This is a genomic window from uncultured Jannaschia sp. (assembly GCF_947494055.1).
Lineage (GTDB): Bacteria > Pseudomonadota > Alphaproteobacteria > Rhodobacterales > Rhodobacteraceae > Jannaschia.
Genome location: NZ_CANLTR010000006.1, coordinates 103,787 through 120,519 on the forward strand (window position 1 = coordinate 103,787; position 16,733 = coordinate 120,519).

Genomic DNA, 16,733 nt, shown 5'->3' on the forward strand with positions numbered 1-16,733 from the left:
ACGGGAATGTAGACACACGCCATTCAAAGCTGCAACGTGCTCCCCGAGGAACGTTCACAAGACGACTGTCTGGGCGAACGGGCCTGACCGTTGGGAGGAATTTACATGCATACGATAGGGAAGCTGACGTGCGGCTTTGGGCTTCTTGTGCTCACGGCTCTGCCCGTTCAGGCGGTCGAACTGGTCGGCGCGGTCCAATTCGACGAAGACCATGCCTTCACCAAGGCTTTGCGAGAATTCGAGCGCGTGGCAAGCGAATGCTCGGACGGTTCGCTGACCTTCGATCTGCACCTGAACTCGGAGCTCGGGCTCGAGAAGGATTACTTCGAGAACATGAGCCAAGGCATTGCCGTCGATTACGGCATCGTCAGCCCCTCGCACATGTCGACCTTCTCGCAGAAGGCCCCGCTGATGGACATGCCGTTCCTGTTCCGCGACCTCGAGCACTGGAACGCCGTGATGGAGCAGGATGCGCTCGCGCCGCTGGCTCAGGACGTCCTCGAACAGGCCGACGTGCGCCTTATCGGCTACGCCGGAGGCGGCACGCGCAACCTGATCGTCAACAAGCCGGTGACGAACATGGAAGAATTGTCGGGCCTTCCGATGCGGGTGATGGGCGCGCCGATCCAGACCCGTATCTTCGAGGCCATTCAGGCCGCGCCCTCGGTCATCGCCTATGACGAGGTCTACAACGCCATACAGACCGGCGTGATCGATGCCGCCGAGAACGAGGCCGCCGGCATCGAGCAAATGAAATTCTACGAAGTCGGCCCGGATATCGCGTTGACGAAGCACGCGATCACCGTACGCCCCATCGCTTTCTCGAACGCTACCTTCGAGCGGCTGAGCCCCGAGGAGCAGGAATGCGTCATCGAGGCGGGCAAGGCGGGTGGCAAGCTCGGCCGCGACGTCGAGAGCGGCCAAGACGGCGAGAAACTCGCGGCGATGGAAGAGGCGGGTCTGCTGACCACGCACGAATTCGTCGAGCGCGACAAGCTGCTCGAGCTTGCCGCTCCGGTCAAGCGCGCCTATGCCGAGGAGCTTGGCGCAGAGGACGTTCTCGAGGCGATCGAAGCCGTCGAGTGACCCTGGGCGGGTCCGCTTCGCCGGCGGGTCCGCTCCAATCCACCGCCCATCCTGATCCACGAAACATCTGCGAGGGGCCATGCACGTCCTGCTGGAAGGCTATTACCGTCTCCTCAAGCTGCTCCTGACCCTGCTGATGGCCGTGCTGATCGTGCCCGTCGCGATGCAGATCCTCAGCCGTTACACCGGCGTCATCCCGCGCTACATCTGGACAGAGGAAATTGCGCGATTCTGCTTCGTCTGGGTGATCATGATCGGCGCCATGATCGCCGTGCGCGACGGCACCCATTTCGATGTCGACGTCATGCCTCACAGCCGCCGCAAGTGGGTCGAATTGGCGCTCCGGCTCCTGGTCAATCTCGCCATGCTCGCGATGGCGGTATCCTTCCTCTGGTGGGGCTGGGATTTCGGTATCCTCGGCTCTCGTCAGCGATCCGAGATCTCCGGTCTGCCGATGCTGGCCATCTACATCGCTTGGCCGCTCGCCGGCGCGACCTGGACCCTGTTCCTTCTCGAACGGATCTGGGCCGACATCATCGAATTCAGGAGGGGTGGTCCGGATGGGTCCCGCTGAAGTCGCCGCGATCCTGTTCGGAACTTTCGGTATCCTTGTCTTCCTGCGAGTTCCCGTAGCCTTCGCACTGGGTCTCGCCGTGGTCCCCGTCTTCTTCATCGAGGAGCGGCTGACCCCCATCCTCCTGATGCGGGAAATGTTCAAGAGCTACAACTCCTTCGTGCTGCTCGCCGTGCCTTTCTTCCTGCTGGCGGCGAACCTGATGAACTCCGCGGGGATCACCGACCGCCTCATCCGATTGGCGCGCGCCATGGTGGGGCATTTGCCGGGTGGACTCGGCCATGTGAACGTCGTCGTCTCGATGCTGTTTGCCGGCATTTCCGGCTCCTCCACCGCAGACGCGGCCGGGATCGGTTCGCTCCTCATTCCCCAGATGCGCAAGGAGGGCTACGATGCCCCTTTCGCTGTGGCCATCACCGCCTGTTCGAGCGTCATGGGCGTCATCATCCCGCCCTCGATCCTGATGGTTGTCTGGGGGGGGCTGATGTCGGTCTCCATCGGCGGGCTATTCCTCGCCGGTGTCGTGCCGGGCATTCTGATCGCCGGCTCGCAGATGCTTACCGTTTACATTTATGCCAAACGGCGCGGCTACGCCGTTCACACGCGGTCCACCTTCGTCGAACTCATGCGGGCCCTGGCTTCGGCCACCCTCGCCCTCATGACTCCGCTCATCATTGTCGGTGGCATCGTCGGCGGCTTTTTCACACCGACCGAAGCCTCCGTCGTTGCGGTAATCTACTCCCTGATCCTCGGCGTTTTCGTCTATCGCTCGATCACCCCGCGTGCCCTGCCCGGCGTGATCTACGACAGTGCCCGCTTCGCCGCGATCACCCTCTTCTGCATCGGCACCGCTTCAGCCTTCGGCTGGTGTCTTGCCTACTTCAAGATTCCCGCAGCGCTTGTCGAACAGATCGACCAAATGGGTCTCGGCATCATCGGCATCGGCATCATGAGCGCGTTGGCCTTTCTGCTGATCGGCATGTTCATCGATGCGATCCCGGCGATCATCATCTTGGGCACCGTGCTCTACCCGGTGACGCAACATGTCGGAATGCACCCGATCCACTTCGCTATCATCGGCGTTATGAGCCTCGCGTTCGGCTTGGTCACGCCGCCCTACGGTCTTTGCCTGCTGATCGCGGCCTCGATCGGACGGATCCGCCTGATCGACGCCCTGCGTGACGTGGCCGTAATTCTCCTTCCAATGATTGCGGTACTTCTAATCATCATTCTATTTCCGGACATTATCCTTGCCCTGCCCCGTTGGATCATGCCGACCTACGTCAACTGACTCCCGCCCCGGTAGGGCGCCGCATCGTTGACGAACTGGCCGGTCCATTCGGCATGGAAACTGCAAGGACGTCCGGCGGTCAGACATTACAGGAAGTGCAGACCTCCGCATCGGAGGGTTTCCTTACGGTTGGTGTTGGACGCCGAGCACGGAGCCTTCGGCTGAGCGCGGCACGTGGTGGCGACGCTGGCGGCGACCGGCGATCTTCTAAAACATTCGATTGCAGCACCTCGAACCAAGACGGAGATGACCGACGACAGAATGGCGCACATCAAGTTGGTCGATAAGTAAACTAACGGGGACTCCTCCGCGGCCTTGTTGCACGAAGTCTGCCCGGAATTCACATTGCGCCTCCAGCAGCATAGCTGGACGGCATGTCCAAGCCTGTTCCGAACCGCTACCGCACTCTGAACTAGTCTACTTACAACGCCTCGCTACGTGAGCGCGGATCTTTGACGGTCTGGTTTGACCCGTCGACGCCTTGACACGCTGCACCATCGGGCAAGCGCGGCGGGCAGACGGTCTACAGTGACGCCGCGATCCAAGCCTGTCTGACCCTTGCCCAGCAGGGCATCACGCGGTGATGTCCCGAGAGGGATCAAGGTCTTGTTCAGCCCGCCGCTGCGCCAAACGACAGGCTTCGTAGCAAGCCTTCTCAAGCTGGCAGGGTTCGACTGGCCGGTGCCCTTCGTCGGGCGATCCTTCCACTGGAAGGCTCGCTGATCCTCCTCAGTCTCGACGCTGTCTTGGCGGCAAAAGATGCTGGCCGTGCAACTGCCCTACCGCGGCAGCGGCGGCCCGCTGCACCTGCTGATCCCCTCTCGGGACATTGCTGCGCAATGCCCTGCCGGGCAGTGGACAGGACCGGTATCAAAGCGCGCGGTGAGGGCGAATGGCACGCTCGCAAACATGGTGGGGCGCGGAGGCGGGTTTGGCGCAAGGTCCACCTTGTCGTCGACGAGAGCACGCTCGAGGTTCGTGCAGTCGAGATCACCGGCAGCGGCGTGGGCCCCTTTCGGCAGATTGCTTCGCAATCGCCTGTCGGGCAATGGATGCTTCCGTGCTTCCGTGCTTCCGTGCTGCCGGACCTGCTTGGCCAAGTCCCTGAGAGCGAGCCGATCGCCTCGGTCACCGCCCCTCTCGGGATCATGCTTCGCATGACCCTGCCGGGCAGTGGACGGCGCCGAGAAGTCATTGCCCCGCGCGCGCCGGCGCAGCGCTGTGCGCCGGCTGTCGATCTGCTCGATACGGTGGTCGATCTCGTCGTCGTACAGGACAGGACCCTCATCCTGCTCGCGGAGGATGCGGTCGAGTTCGTTCCGCGCCGTTTCCGTCAGGACGGCGAGAATGGTTTTGGATGCGAGGTTGCGCTTTCAAGGCCGGTCATCACTCTGGTCTCTGTACGTTGATATGCGGCGAAGACCCGGGCGGACCGGCTCATCGCTTCGCTCAGTAAGGGGGTCCGCAGTGACAGACACAGAAACGTACGGCAGCAATTTCCTGAGATGACCTTGGGTAAGCGCTTCCTGAAGTAGTAAATGCGCCCTCTTCGCAGGAGATACGGATCGGCGGCGCGGCGATGGACGGGATGGCTCGGAGGCGTGTATCCTACCGCGTATCCCATTGACGCGGCGGTGGGATACGCGGGTTTCCGACAGGAGATCGGAACCCCTATCTTCTTGCGCTTTTCGTGTCTGATCGGAGTTCATTGGCTGGGGTGGTAGGATTCGAACCTACGGTACACGGTACCAAAAACCGCTGCCTTACCACTTGGCTACACCCCAACCGTGCGGCGTGGGATAGGCGAGGCCGGAAAGGGTCGCAAGTCAAAAAGTGCCTCTTCGCCCCCCTCCACATCCTGGCTTCCCAAGCGGGCAACCCCCGTCCGCAAGTACGCGACGCCTTCAGCGGGCGGCCCGGACAAGGCCGAGGATCTCTTTCGCTGCTTGCGGAATGTTCGTGCCAGGACCGAAGATCGCGGCAACACCGGCTTCCTTCAGAAACGCATGGTCCCGCTGCGGAATGACACCGCCGCAGATCACGAGGATCTCGCCGGCCGTCTGCGCGCGGAGCGCCTGGATCAGCTTCGGCGCAAGGGTCCGGTGCCCGGCGGCCTGCGAGGATATGCCGATGACGTGAACGTCATTGTCGATCGCGTCCTGTGCGGCCTCTTCCGGCGTCTGGAACAACGGACCCACGTCGACGTCGAAGCCGATATCGGCGAAGGCGGTCGCGATGACCTTGGCGCCACGGTCGTGTCCGTCCTGACCCATCTTGACGACCAGCATGCGCGGCCGGCGTCCCTCCTCCTCCGCGAAGGCCTCGACGTCGCGCTGGATCGCGGCGAAGGCCTCGTCCCCCTCGTAGGCCGCTCCGTAGATGCCCGCCAGCGTCTTCACCTCGGCCCGGTGGCGGCCGAACACTTCCTCCATCGCCAGGCTGATCTCGCCCACCGTCGCGCGCTGGCGAGCGGCCTCGACCGCCGCTTCGAGCAGGTTGCCACCGTCGGCCGCGCGTCGGGTGAGTTCCGCCAGCGCCGCGTCGCAGGCGGATTGGTCGCGGCTCGCCCGGATGCGCTCGAGCCGGTCCACCTGCCCCGCCCTGACTAGATCGTTGTCAATCGCGAGGATGTCGATCTCGTCCTCCGTCTCCCGGCGATACTTGTTGACGCCGACGATGACATCCTCGCCCCGGTCGATCTTGGCCTGCCGCGTGGCCGCGCTCTCTTCGATGCGCAGCTTCGGCATGCCGGAGGCCACGGCCTTCGTCATGCCGCCCATCGCCTCGACCTCCTCGATGAGTGTCCAGGCGGCTTCCGCCAGATCATGGGTCAGGCGCTCGACGTAGAAAGAGCCGGCAAGCGGGTCGACGACGTTGGTCACGCCCGTCTCCTCCTGCAGGATGAGCTGCGTGTTCCGCGCGATCCGGCTCGACGTTTCCGACGGCAGCGCCATCGCCTCGTCGAAGGAGTTCGTGTGCAACGATTGCGTCCCACCGAGCACGGCGGAGAGTGCCTCGTAGGCGGTGCGGACGACGTTGTTGTAGGGGTCCTGCTCCTGTAAGCTCACGCCCGAGGTCTGGCAATGGGTGCGCAGTATCGAGGATTTCGGGTTCTTCGGCTCGAACTCCTGCATGATGCGATGCCAGAGCACGCGCGCGGCGCGCAGCTTGGCGGCCTCCATGAAAAAATTCATGCCGATCGCGAAAAAGAAGCTGAGCCGCCCGGCGAAACGATCGACGTCCATGCCGCGCGCGATGGCCGTCCGGACGTATTCGCGCCCGTCGGCCAGCGTGAAGGCCAGTTCCTGCACGAGGTCCGCGCCCGCCTCCTGCATGTGATAGCCGGAGATCGAGATCGAGTTGAAGCGCGGCATCTCCTCGACGGTGTACTCGATGATGTCCGCCACGATCCGCATCGAGGGCTCGGGCGGATAGACGTAGGTGTTGCGGACCATGAACTCCTTGAGGATGTCGTTCTGGATCGTGCCCGACAGCTTCGCACGGTCCACCCCCTGCTCCTCGCCGGTGACGATGAAGTTTGCGAGGATCGGGATCACCGCGCCGTTCATCGTCATCGAGACCGAGATCTCGTCCAACGGAATGCCGTCGAAGAGGATCTTCATGTCCTCGACTGAGTCGATGGCGACGCCGGCCTTGCCCACGTCCCCCACGACGCGCGGGTGGTCGCTGTCGTAGCCGCGATGCGTGGCGAGGTCGAAGGCGACCGAGACGCCCTGCTGCCCGGCGGCCAGGGCCCGGCGGTAGAAGGCGTTCGACTCCTCCGCCGTCGAAAAGCCGGCGTATTGGCGGATCGTCCAGGGCCGACCCGCATACATCGTCGCCTTCACGCCGCGCAGATACGGCGCCTCACCGGGCAGGGTATCGAGATGGGCGATCCCCGCGAGATCGTCCGGCGTGTAGACCGGCGCGACGTCGATCCCCTCCAGCGTGCGCCACGTCAGATCCTCCGGCGCACGCGACTTCAATTCGGCGGCGGCCAGTCGTGCCCATTCGGTCTTCGCGTCGGATCGTGCCATCTGCGGGTCCCCCGTCTCTGCCCGGGCTGTCGGGCCGGCCTGCGCGCGAATGCGGTCAAATACCTGGCATCGGCCGGATCGGTCCTTCGCACACCCTCATTTCGTCCTATATTCACAGAGTAACGGACGAAAGGTCGAGATGCGCAAGCTGATCACACTCCTCGCAACCCTCTCGCTTGCGCCCGGCGCCTGGGCGGCGGACGCGGAATCTTTCGAAGCGGCCTGGCTGGCGGAGCCCGGACGCATCTTCGAGGCGAGCGAGGTCGATCTGGCTGAGTTGCAGTGGATCGCCCGTCCCGTCGTCGTCTTCGCGAATTCCGCCCGGGACCCGAATTTCATCGAGCAGATCGAGGAGATCGAGGCGCGCATGGACGAGCTTGTCGAACGCGACGTGATCGTGGTCGTGGACACCGACCCCGAGGCGCGGACCGCGCTGCGCGACAAGCTGCGCCCGCGGGGCTTCATGATGGTGCTGATCGGCAAGGACGGGCAGGTCAAGCTGCGCAAGCCCCTGCCCTGGTCCGTGCGCGAAATCTCCCGGTCCATCGACAAGATGCCGATGCGCCGCCGCGAACGTCACGGCAGCGGATAGTTGCGAAAATTAACGAAGCACCCCATATTGTGGTCAAGGGCAACCAAGGGGCCTTCGATGGAACGCGACGAAGACATTCCACTCATGCCGATCCCGGGCCTTCCGGGTCGATCCGGTCCGAGACCGGGTTACTGATCGGCATACGGCGCTTGCCTGCGCCGGATTTCGCCGCGAAGCGCTCGGCCGCTTCCGGTCCTGAATCCGCGTAGATGCGGATCAACTTAAGAACATACTGGCCCATTGCGAAGGCGCGCAGGCGCATCGCCATGAAGTCCTCGTAAAGCGCGATCCGGCGGTCCGCCGGTAGCCGGGCATAGCCCCTTCCCCTCATATCCTGCGCAAGCGCCATGACGGCGGATATGTAGCTGTAGAACGCCACGATCGCGTCGATCGTCTGGCGCGGCAGAACCTCGATATCGCTGATGAGGGCGACGAAGACGCGGTCGTGCACTTCGTGCGGAACGAAGGGGACGAAATCCGGATCCGCGCGCATCCGGGCGATGAGCTCCGCCGCATCCTGTTCGGCGCGGCCCTCGCCATAAAACACCGACAGCGTGTTCTGTATCTCCGCGAAGAGCGCCTTGTGGACGTCGCGCGTGCGCGAGCGACGTTGCCGCCTTGCTTCCGCCCGTTCCCGCGCGCCGTTGACGATCCAGCCGAGCGCGACGACCCCGCCCGCGATCACCGCCTGCCAGATGCGCGGGTCGATCGCGTCTATCAGACCCGAGGCGTTCACCTCATTCGAACTCCAGGATCACGTCGTCGACGGCGAGGCTGTCGCCGGCGGCCGCGATGACCTTCGAGACGACGCCCTTGCGCTCGGCCCGCAGGACGTTCTCCATCTTCATCGCCTCGACGACGGCCAGCGCCTGGCCCTGCTGCACCTCGTCGCCCTCGGCCACGTCGATCCGCACGATCAGTCCCGGCATCGGACAGAGAAGCATCTTCGAGGTGTCGGCCTCCGCCTTCTTGAGCATCAGCGCGGCCAGCTCGGCCTGTCGCGGGGTGCGGACATGGACGATCAGGTCGGCGCCGCGCGTTCGGATGCGGAAGCCGTGGGTGATCTTGCCGACCTTCAGCACCAGCGACTCGCCCCCGACGGACAGGCGTGCGAGCGGCTGACCCGGCGTCCAGTCGCTCTCGACGCGAAGCACGTCGTCGCCGATGGTGACGTCCGCGCCGTGCCGATCCGCCAGGATGGCCGCTTCGAGACGCGTCGTGCCCTCGTGCCCGGTCAGCGTGACGACCCACTCGGCCCCGACCTTGCGCTCGTGATTGTCCATCCGCCCCGAGACGCGCGTACGCCGGATCTCGGCCACCCGGTGCATCGCGGCGCAGGCGGCGGCGACGCGTGCCAGGTGTTCCGGGGGCAGCCCGACGCCTTGGAAGCCGTCGGGATATTCCTCCGCGATGAAGGCCGTCGTGATCTGGCCCGAGACGAAGCGGGGATGGTCCATGACCGCCGAGAGAAAAGGCAGGTTGTGCCCGATCCCCTCGACCTCGAACCCGTCGAGCGCGTCCCGCATCGCCTCGATCGCGCCCGCGCGTTCCGGCGCCCACGTGCAGAGCTTGGCGATCATCGGATCGTAGAACATGGTGATCTCGCCGCCCTCGAAGACGCCGGTGTCGTTCCGGACCTTCAACGTCTCCCCGTCGACCTCTTCGGGCGGGCGGTAGCGCGTCAGCCGACCGATCGACGGCAGGAAGTTCCGATAGGGATCCTCCGCGTAAAGCCGGCTCTCGATGGCCCAGCCATCGAGCGTGATGTCATCCTGGCGAAGCGAAAGCCGCTCGCCGTTCGCGACGCGGATCATCTGCTCCACGAGGTCTACGCCGGTCACGAGCTCCGTGACCGGATGCTCGACCTGCAGACGCGTGTTCATTTCGAGGAAGTAGAAGTTGAGGTCGCCGTCGACGATGAACTCGACCGTGCCCGCCGACGTGTAGCCCACGGCCTGCGCGAGCGAGAGCGCCTGCGCCCCCATCGCCGCGCGGGTCTCGGCGTCGAGGAAGGGCGACGGTGCTTCCTCCACGACCTTCTGGTTTCGACGCTGGATCGAGCATTCCCGCTCGCCCAGATAGACGCCGTGTCCGTGGCTGTCGCAGAGCACCTGGATCTCGATATGGCGCGGCTGCGTGACGAACTTCTCGATGAACATGCGATCGTCGCCAAAGCTCGATGCGGCCTCGTTCTTCGACGCCTGGAACCCCTCGCGCACCTCATCTTCGGACCAAGCAATCCGCATCCCCTTGCCCCCGCCCCCGGCGCTGGCCTTCAGCATGACCGGATAGCCGATCTCGCCCGAGATCCGAACGGCCTCGTCCCCGTCAGCAATGAGATCCATATGCCCCGGTACGGTCGAGACGCCGGCCTCGGCCGCGATCCGCTTCGAGGTGATCTTGTCGCCCATCGCCTCGATGGCGCCGACCGGCGGGCCGATGAAGATCACGCTCTCGGCCTTGAGCGCCTGGGCGAAGCGCGGGTTCTCCGACAGGAAGCCGTAACCCGGATGCACGGCTTGCGCGCCCGTCGAGCGGATCGCCTTCATGATCCGGTCGATCGCGATGTAGGACTGGTTGGCTGGCGCCGGTCCGATATGCACGGCCTCGTCGGCCATCCGCACGTGCAGCGCGTTCCGATCGGCGTCGGAATAGACGGCGACCGTCTCGATCCCCATGCGTCGTGCAGTCTTGATAACCCGGCAGGCAATCTCGCCCCTGTTGGCGATCAGGATCTTCTCGAACATCGTCCCCCCTCCCGGTCTTGCGCCGGTTTCTCAAACAGAAAGGGCCGCCCGGTCGCAAGACAGGACAGCCCGGAAATCGGTCCGAGACAACCCCGCCCGGCGGGGTCGCGGCTCAGAAGTCGTTGGACAGGGCGCCGCCCGCCGCACCGATCGCACCACCGGCGACGCAGTTGCCGTCGCTGATGATCTCGCCGGCCGCGCATCCAATGGCGCCGCCGATCGCGGCACGTTCGAAGTCGCTCCCCTGCTGGCAGGCCGACAGGCCGGCAACGAGGGCGAGCGCGGGAATCAGAAACTTGCGGTGCATGGTGGTTCTCCAATTGATTGCAACGTTCGAACGCAAAGGGGTCAACGACGGTTCCGGCTCGCGCCGAAGGGGGATGGCGTGTCCGGAAACCGCCTGGATCTCCAATCATTGTTCAGCGCATGTGGTTGCGTCGTTGCGTTGACCCGGATTGCCTCGAAGTCAGCGCCCGCCGCCTTAGTAGCCGCGTCCGCGCGTCGCGAAATCGTCGGCCAGCGCGCCGACGAGAGCGCCGGTGACCGCCCCGCCCGCGACGCTGCCGCTGATGGCAGAGGCGCCAAGCGCGCCGACCAAGGCTCCGCCAAGCGCGCGTTCGTTGTCGGTCCCGTAGCAGCCGGAAAGGGCCAACGCGGCAACGATACCGGTGACCCGAGCGATGTAGATCGGCAATGTCCTGCTCCTGCGAACCGTATTCTTGTTGTCGCGGAGCCGCTCCGGTCCCCGCTCTTGCCCCGTCGTTGCCTGCCTGCGGGTACAAGAAAGGTCCGGGCGACGGCGCGATCTCTCGACCTGACCATCGCCCGGGAGGGGAAGGGGTACGGTTCCACTCATGTCGCGCCCCGACCCTGCCTTGGGGCAGGACGGACCTTCGACACGCGAACAGGGTGCGGCCATTCCATGATTGTCCAAAGAAAAATCGGCGTAGATCGCGCGATCGGCCAGAATCAGCCCATCGCCGACCCGACGGTAATCAATCGGGATCGTCCGTGAAGGAACTGTCAGGTTCGCCTCCGCTTTCGAACAGTTCGGGGAAGGCCGCGGCGGCGCGATCCATATCCACACGGAGACAAGCGTCGTAATCCGCCGGATGGAACGTATCGTCCACCGCAACCACCTCCCGGCCAAAGAGCCACGACAGGCGGCCGGCATCGAGATTGCCGCGTTGGAACGGTCCGCTATCGAAATGCTCGATCAACGCAGCGAGAAATGCCCGATCCGCGGCCCGATCGATGTCTTTGCGATCCCGGTACCGCTCACGACGCGTAAGCGGCGTTGCCCCTTTCGGGTTCGCACGGCGAACGACGAACTGGAAGTCCGTTCCCGGCAATCGACCCGGAAACCCGCGATGCTTCAGCATGGATCGCCTTCACGATGTGCAACGGTCGCACCGTTAGAACCCTGACGCAACGAAGCCGGCGCCGCGGCTTCGCGCGGGACCGGCTTCGATACGGTGCGAACGCACGGAACGAGACCGCTCCGATTGCGCGCCGCCTCAGTACTTGGTCGTGACGGGCTCCGGCTCGACGGGAACGTACACCACGTCCTGCTGCTCTTCCGTGCGGCCCGAACAGGCCGCGATCGCGGCAGTGAGGCCCAGAATGGCGACGAGGTTGACGGCTTTGCGCATGAATATCTCCTGTCTCTCTATCGGGGCGGGTGAATTTGATGGTCGCCCCTCAATCGCCAACACGTTTCACGTCCGCCCGGTTCCCGCAATCGTGATCTTTCGGGATCGCGCGCGAGGGGCGATCCAACGGCAGACATTTGCCACCTTGGGGCGGTCACGAGAACCGCGGCAGAACGCTGCGCGCGGGATTCAACTGTTGCGCAGGGCATCGATCAGTTCGTCCTTGGTCATCTCGGAGCGACCCTCGATCCCGACCTCCTGAGCCCGATCGTAGAGATCGTCCTTCGTCCATTCCTCGTAGGAGGGCGACTTGCCCCCTTCTTTCGAAGGATGCATGTCCTTGTTGGCCTTCGCATTCGCGATCCGCGCGGCCTTCTGCTCCGACGCGCCCTGATCGCGCAGCGCCTCGTAGGTTTCGTCGTCCTTGATGCTCGGTCCGTGATCCTTCGTCATGGCTCAGCCCTCCGGTTCGATGCGCGGTGTGCCGGGCAAACCCACGACACGCGTCCGGCGTTCCGGCCGACCTGTAACGGGCGATCTATAACGGGATGGTGTCGTGCTTGCGCCAGGGACGGTCCTGCCGCTTCGTGCGGAGGCTGGCGAAGGCCCGGGCGATACGCTTGCGCGACATCGCCGGGACGATCACCTCGTCGATGAACCCCTTTTCCGCGGCCACGAAAGGGTTTGCGAAGCGATCTTCATAATCCTCGGTCCGCGCCGCGATCTTTTCCGGATCGGCCCGCTCCGAACGATAAAGGATCTCCACAGCGCCCTTCGCGCCCATGACCGCGATTTCCGCCGTAGGCCAGGCATAGTTGAAGTCCCCGCGCAGGTGCTTGGATGCCATGACGTCGTAGGCCCCGCCATAGGCCTTGCGGGTGATGAGCGTCACCTTCGGCACCGTCGCTTCCCCGTAGGCAAAGAGCAGCTTCGCCCCGTGCTTGATGACGCCGCCATATTCCTGCGCCGTACCGGGCAGGAAGCCCGGCACATCGACGAGCGTCAGGAGCGGGATGGAGAACGCATCGCAGAACCGCACGAACTTCGCCGCCTTACGGCTTGAATCGATGTCCAGACACCCGGCGAGCACCATCGGCTGGTTCGCCACGACGCCGATCGTCCGCCCCTCGATCCGGATGAAACCCGTCAGGATGTTGCGCGCGAAGTCCGGTTGCAACTCGAAGAAGTCGCCCTCGTCCGCGATCTTCAGGATCAGTTCGGCCATGTCGTAGGGCGCGTTCGGATTGTCCGGAATCAGCGTATCGAGGCTCTCCTCCACCCGGTTCGGATCGTCGAAGAACGGCCGAACCGGCGGAATCTCCCGGTTCGAGAGCGGCAGGAAATCCACCAGCCGCCGCGTTTCCGCCAATGCCTCCACGTCGTTCTCGAAGGCCAGGTCGGCCACGCCGGAGCGCTTGGTATGCGTCGCGGCGCCGCCGAGCTCCTCCGCCGTGACGACCTCGTTCGTCACGGTCTTCACAACGTCCGGGCCGGTCACGAACATGTAGCTCGAGTCGCGCACCATGAAGATGAAGTCCGTCATCGCGGGCGAATAGACGGCACCGCCAGCACACGGGCCCATGATGACACTGATCTGCGGGATCACGCCGGACGCGTCCACGTTGCGCTGGAACACCTCGGCGTAGCCCGCGAGGGAGGCCACCCCCTCCTGGATGCGCGCGCCGCCGGAATCGTTGAGTCCGATCACCGGCGCCCCGTTCTGCAGCGCCATGTCCTGGATCTTGCAAATCTTCTGGGCGTGCGTTTCCGACAGCGAGCCGCCGAAGACCGTGAAATCCTGAGAAAAGACGTAGACGAGCCGGCCGTTGACCGTGCCCCAGCCGGTCACCACGCCGTCGCCCGAGGGCCGGTCCTCGGCCATGCCGAAATCGGTCGCGCGGTGCGCGACGAACATGTCGAACTCCTCGAAGCTGTCGGTGTCGAGCAGAAGCTCGATCCGCTCCCGCGCCGTCAGCTTGCCCTTCGCGTGCTGCGCGGCCACCCGCCGTTCGCCGCCGCCCGCCTGCGCCCGGGCGCGACGGGATTCCAGTTCGCCGAGGATGTCCTTCATGCGCGTTCCTTTCCCTTGCGGTCCTGCTTAGCTTGCGTGACGGATGCGGGAAAGCCCGGGGCTGGCAGAGGCGCGACGCCCCGACTCGCCGAATGCACATACGCCTGTGCGCTGACGACACTACCCTGCCTCGCTTGCGGGCTATAACGCCTTGGCATGGCCATCGTGACTGAGCAGTCGACGGTCCCGTCGGTGCGGGGCACGCGGACTCCCCCGCATATCCTGACCCTCGTCGCGCTCGTGAGCGTCTCCACGCTAGCGATGAACGTGTTCCTGCCGTCGCTCCCGGCCATGGCGGACTATTTTCAGGCAGATTACAACGTCGTGGCACGCGCGGTCGTCCTGTTCCTCGGGGTGAACGCCGCGCTTCAGCTCTTCGTCGGCCCGATCTCGGACCGCTACGGCCGTCGGCCCGTCATCCTGACCGGAATCGTCCTGTTCCTGCTCGCGACCCTGGGCTGCATCCTCGCGTCGAGTGTCGAGACGTTCCTCGTCTTCCGCATGGCGCAGGCCTGCATCGTGGTCGCGATGGTCCTCGCCCGGGCCGTGGTCCGCGACCTCTATGCGCAGGACCGGGCCGCGTCGATGCTGGGCTATGTCACGATGGGGATGGCCGTCGTGCCGATGGTCTCGCCTGCGATCGGCGGCTGGCTCGACGCGCATTTCGGGTGGCACTCGAACTTCTGGCTCATGTTCGTCGCGGGCGCCGCGCTGTGGGTGCTGACCTGGTTCGATCTCGGCGAGACGGCACCGATGTCGGGCGGCTCCCTTCGCAGCCAAGTGCGGCAATATCCCGAATTGCTTACCTCGACGCGGTTCTGGGGCTATTGCCTGGCCTCGGCCTTCGCGTCCGGTGCCTTCTTCGCGTATCTCGGCGGCGCACCCTACGTGGGCAGTGTCGTCTACAATATGCCGCCCGAGACGCTCGGCCTGTTCTTCGGCGCCCCGGCCATCGGCTACATGATCGGCAACGGTATTTCAGGCCGATTCTCGCAAGTTGCGGGCGTAGACCGGATGATCCTGATCGGAGCCATCGGACAGGCCACAGGCCTGGGCCTCCTCCTGACGCTGACGCTTCTTGGATTCACGTCGCACTGGGTCTTCTTCGGGTTCATCACCTTCGTCGGACTGGGCAACGGCCTCGTCATACCGAACGCCACGGCGGGGATGCTTTCCGTCCGCCCGCATCTCGCCGGCACCGCCTCTGGCCTCGGCGGCGCGATCATGATCGGCGGCGGCGCCGCGTTGGCGGAGATCGCCGGACACATCCTGCCGCTCGGCGGCGGCGCCCTGCCCCTGATCGCGCTGATGGCCGTGTCCGGTTGGGCCGCGATCGTGTCGATCATCGTCACCATCCGCCGCAACCGCCAAGTCGCATCCTGAGGGCGTTCCGCCGCGCCATCGATCGGACTAGACTACGGTACGACTTGTCGCAGGCTTCCCGCTTCGCGATGATCGCGGGCGAAGCACGGAGGAGACCCCATGGAACTGACCGGAAGCCGAACAATCCGCGCCCCGCGCGAAACCGTCTGGGCGCGGCTGAACGATGCCGAGACGCTCAAGGCCTGCATTCCCGGTTGCGAGGAACTCACGGGTTCCGCCGAGGACGGGTTCGAGGCCGTGGTGAAGCAGAAGGTCGGCCCCGTGAAGGCGACGTTCAAGGGTGCCGTCACGGTGTCGAATGCACACCCGCCCGAGAGCTATCGTATCACCGGCGAAGGAAAGGGCGGCGTGGCCGGCTTCGCCAAGGGTGGGGCGGACGTTAAACTCACGGAAGTGCCCGAGGGGACGGAGCTCAATTACGTGGTGGACGCCAAGGTGGGCGGCAAGATCGCGCAGCTCGGCTCGCGCCTCATCGACAGCTTCGCCTCGAAGATGGCCGATACGTTCTTCGAGAACTTCAAGGACCAGGTCGAGGGCGAAAGCGTCACGCCGCAGGATCCGGTCACCTGAGCCACACGAACTTCGTTCTGCATGTGGCTGGTCGCATTCGAATCTATCGGGCGACCGGCCGCCACCCCGCGGCGCGCGCCTCCGTCTCCGAGCAGAACCACCGCTCGCCCTTGGCCGCGGAGATCCGTGTCGCGGCGTAGGATCGGCTACCGGGAAGGTGATAGATCCGCCCGTTGTTGCTGATGTTGCCCTTGATGGCGCAGCCATCCGGCGCGGGATCCGATGTGGCTGAACGCCGGTCGCGCATTGCCGCCCGCCATACGCTCGGATCGTCCATCTCGTAGGCCCAGAGGCCGCGACCGGCCAGCACGGCCTCTTTCTCCTCCGCCGCATAGGTCACGTTGTCACGATAGGTGCGGGCGAGGCCGGACCGAACGAGTTCCGCGCCCAGATCGACGCCGTCCACCCGACAGGTGGCAAGCACGCGATCGTAGCGGTCCCGTCCTTCGACCTCGCAGGTCGCGCGGCGGCCGGCGAAGCGCTTCACCGCACCTTCGGTCGCCACCACGCCGCAATCGATCACCTCACCGGAGGCGCGCTTGCAGGTCTGGCCCATCTCGGCGGCGTCGATGCCCAGCAGCCGGATGCTGGCGGCGGCACCGATGTCGATCGTGTCGGCGTCGATCACGCGGACCGGACCTTCCAGGGTTTCGGCGGCGAGCGGATTGGCGAGTGCGAGGAAGATAAGAAGCAGGCGGATCATGCCGAACCAATGCACGATCATTGGCGC

General features: G+C 64.8%; 17 protein-coding genes, 1 tRNA gene and 1 pseudogene. 7 read left to right on the forward strand and 12 right to left on the reverse strand.

Going from position 1 to position 16,733, the window contains the following annotated elements; all coding sequences use genetic code 11:
* Window positions 1-105 precede the first annotated feature (105 nt).
* The 4 genes and pseudogenes from Q1A87_RS08315 to Q1A87_RS08330 form a co-directional block, all read left to right on the forward strand.
* Window positions 106-1,086: a TRAP transporter substrate-binding protein gene (locus Q1A87_RS08315; protein WP_299649583.1), complete on the forward strand. Its 981-nt coding sequence runs from the start codon at window positions 106-108 to the stop codon at window positions 1,084-1,086.
* Between the two features lie 79 nt (window positions 1,087-1,165).
* Complete coding sequence (locus Q1A87_RS08320; protein ID WP_299649586.1) at window positions 1,166-1,660, forward strand: TRAP transporter small permease; 495 nt, start codon at window positions 1,166-1,168, stop codon at window positions 1,658-1,660.
* Window positions 1,647-2,951 carry a TRAP transporter large permease gene (locus Q1A87_RS08325; protein ID WP_299649589.1) on the forward strand — a complete coding sequence of 435 codons (1,305 nt, stop codon included), beginning with the start codon at window positions 1,647-1,649 and terminating at the stop codon, window positions 2,949-2,951. The genes Q1A87_RS08320 and Q1A87_RS08325 overlap by 14 nt, the downstream gene beginning before the upstream one ends.
* A 374-nt stretch (window positions 2,952-3,325) precedes the next feature.
* Window positions 3,326-4,087 (forward strand): annotated as a pseudogene (locus Q1A87_RS08330) (transposase); the annotation flags it as partial.
* Window positions 4,088-4,284: 197 nt separating this feature from the next.
* Here Q1A87_RS08330 and Q1A87_RS24165 read toward each other — a convergent pair.
* The 3 genes from Q1A87_RS24165 to scpA form a co-directional block, all read right to left on the reverse strand.
* A complete protein-coding gene (locus Q1A87_RS24165; RefSeq protein WP_363322968.1) occupies window positions 4,285-4,575 on the reverse strand; it encodes a DUF6538 domain-containing protein in 291 nt (96 codons plus the stop codon).
* Window positions 4,576-4,660: 85 nt separating this feature from the next.
* A tRNA-Gln gene (locus Q1A87_RS08335) sits at window positions 4,661-4,735 on the reverse strand.
* Between the two features lie 120 nt (window positions 4,736-4,855).
* Window positions 4,856-6,988 carry a methylmalonyl-CoA mutase gene (gene scpA, locus Q1A87_RS08340; protein WP_299649592.1) on the reverse strand — a complete coding sequence of 711 codons (2,133 nt, stop codon included), beginning with the start codon at window positions 6,986-6,988 and terminating at the stop codon, window positions 4,856-4,858.
* A 139-nt stretch (window positions 6,989-7,127) separates the two neighbouring features.
* On the opposite strand from scpA, the gene Q1A87_RS08345 reads away from it, so the two are divergent.
* Window positions 7,128-7,580 carry a DUF4174 domain-containing protein gene (locus Q1A87_RS08345; RefSeq protein ID WP_299649595.1) on the forward strand — a complete coding sequence of 151 codons (453 nt, stop codon included), beginning with the start codon at window positions 7,128-7,130 and terminating at the stop codon, window positions 7,578-7,580.
* A gap of 82 nt (window positions 7,581-7,662) precedes the next feature.
* Here the strand turns inward: Q1A87_RS08345 and Q1A87_RS08350 are convergent, their stop codons facing one another.
* From Q1A87_RS08350 to Q1A87_RS08385, 8 genes are all read right to left on the reverse strand, one after another.
* Window positions 7,663-8,316, reverse strand: coding sequence for a hypothetical protein (locus Q1A87_RS08350; RefSeq protein ID WP_299649598.1), 654 nt, complete (start codon window positions 8,314-8,316; stop codon window positions 7,663-7,665).
* A gap of 1 nt (window position 8,317) precedes the next feature.
* On the reverse strand, window positions 8,318-10,327 hold the full coding sequence (locus tag Q1A87_RS08355; RefSeq protein WP_299649601.1) for an acetyl/propionyl/methylcrotonyl-CoA carboxylase subunit alpha: 2,010 nt from the start codon (window positions 10,325-10,327) through the stop codon (window positions 8,318-8,320).
* Between the two features lie 112 nt (window positions 10,328-10,439).
* Window positions 10,440-10,634: a hypothetical protein gene (locus tag Q1A87_RS08360; RefSeq protein ID WP_299649604.1), complete on the reverse strand. Its 195-nt coding sequence runs from the start codon at window positions 10,632-10,634 to the stop codon at window positions 10,440-10,442.
* A 174-nt stretch (window positions 10,635-10,808) separates the two neighbouring features.
* Window positions 10,809-11,021: a hypothetical protein gene (locus tag Q1A87_RS08365; RefSeq protein WP_299649607.1), complete on the reverse strand. Its 213-nt coding sequence runs from the start codon at window positions 11,019-11,021 to the stop codon at window positions 10,809-10,811.
* 301 nt (window positions 11,022-11,322) lie between these two features.
* Window positions 11,323-11,709, reverse strand: coding sequence for a hypothetical protein (locus Q1A87_RS08370; RefSeq protein WP_299649611.1), 387 nt, complete (start codon window positions 11,707-11,709; stop codon window positions 11,323-11,325).
* Window positions 11,710-11,844: 135 nt separating this feature from the next.
* Window positions 11,845-11,979, reverse strand: coding sequence for a hypothetical protein (locus tag Q1A87_RS08375; RefSeq protein WP_299649614.1), 135 nt, complete (start codon window positions 11,977-11,979; stop codon window positions 11,845-11,847).
* A 189-nt stretch (window positions 11,980-12,168) separates the two neighbouring features.
* The gene (locus Q1A87_RS08380; RefSeq protein ID WP_299649618.1) at window positions 12,169-12,432 is read right to left on the reverse strand and encodes a Rho termination factor N-terminal domain-containing protein; all 264 of its coding nucleotides are present in this window, start codon (window positions 12,430-12,432) and stop codon (window positions 12,169-12,171) included.
* 85 nt (window positions 12,433-12,517) lie between these two features.
* On the reverse strand, window positions 12,518-14,050 hold the full coding sequence (locus Q1A87_RS08385; protein WP_299649621.1) for an acyl-CoA carboxylase subunit beta: 1,533 nt from the start codon (window positions 14,048-14,050) through the stop codon (window positions 12,518-12,520).
* 156 nt (window positions 14,051-14,206) lie between these two features.
* Here Q1A87_RS08385 and Q1A87_RS08390 point away from each other — a divergent pair, with 156 nt between their 5' ends.
* Together Q1A87_RS08390 and Q1A87_RS08395 are read left to right on the forward strand one after the other, a co-directional pair.
* Window positions 14,207-15,433 (forward strand): multidrug effflux MFS transporter, encoded by a 1,227-nt coding sequence (locus Q1A87_RS08390; RefSeq protein WP_299649624.1) that lies wholly within the window; start codon window positions 14,207-14,209, stop codon window positions 15,431-15,433.
* 99 nt (window positions 15,434-15,532) lie between these two features.
* Window positions 15,533-16,003 (forward strand): carbon monoxide dehydrogenase subunit G, encoded by a 471-nt coding sequence (locus tag Q1A87_RS08395; RefSeq protein WP_299649627.1) that lies wholly within the window; start codon window positions 15,533-15,535, stop codon window positions 16,001-16,003.
* A gap of 43 nt (window positions 16,004-16,046) precedes the next feature.
* Here Q1A87_RS08395 and Q1A87_RS08400 read toward each other — a convergent pair whose 3' ends face one another.
* Window positions 16,047-16,727, reverse strand: coding sequence for a thermonuclease family protein (locus tag Q1A87_RS08400; protein ID WP_299649630.1), 681 nt, complete (start codon window positions 16,725-16,727; stop codon window positions 16,047-16,049).
* Between the last annotated feature and the right edge of the window lie 6 nt (window positions 16,728-16,733).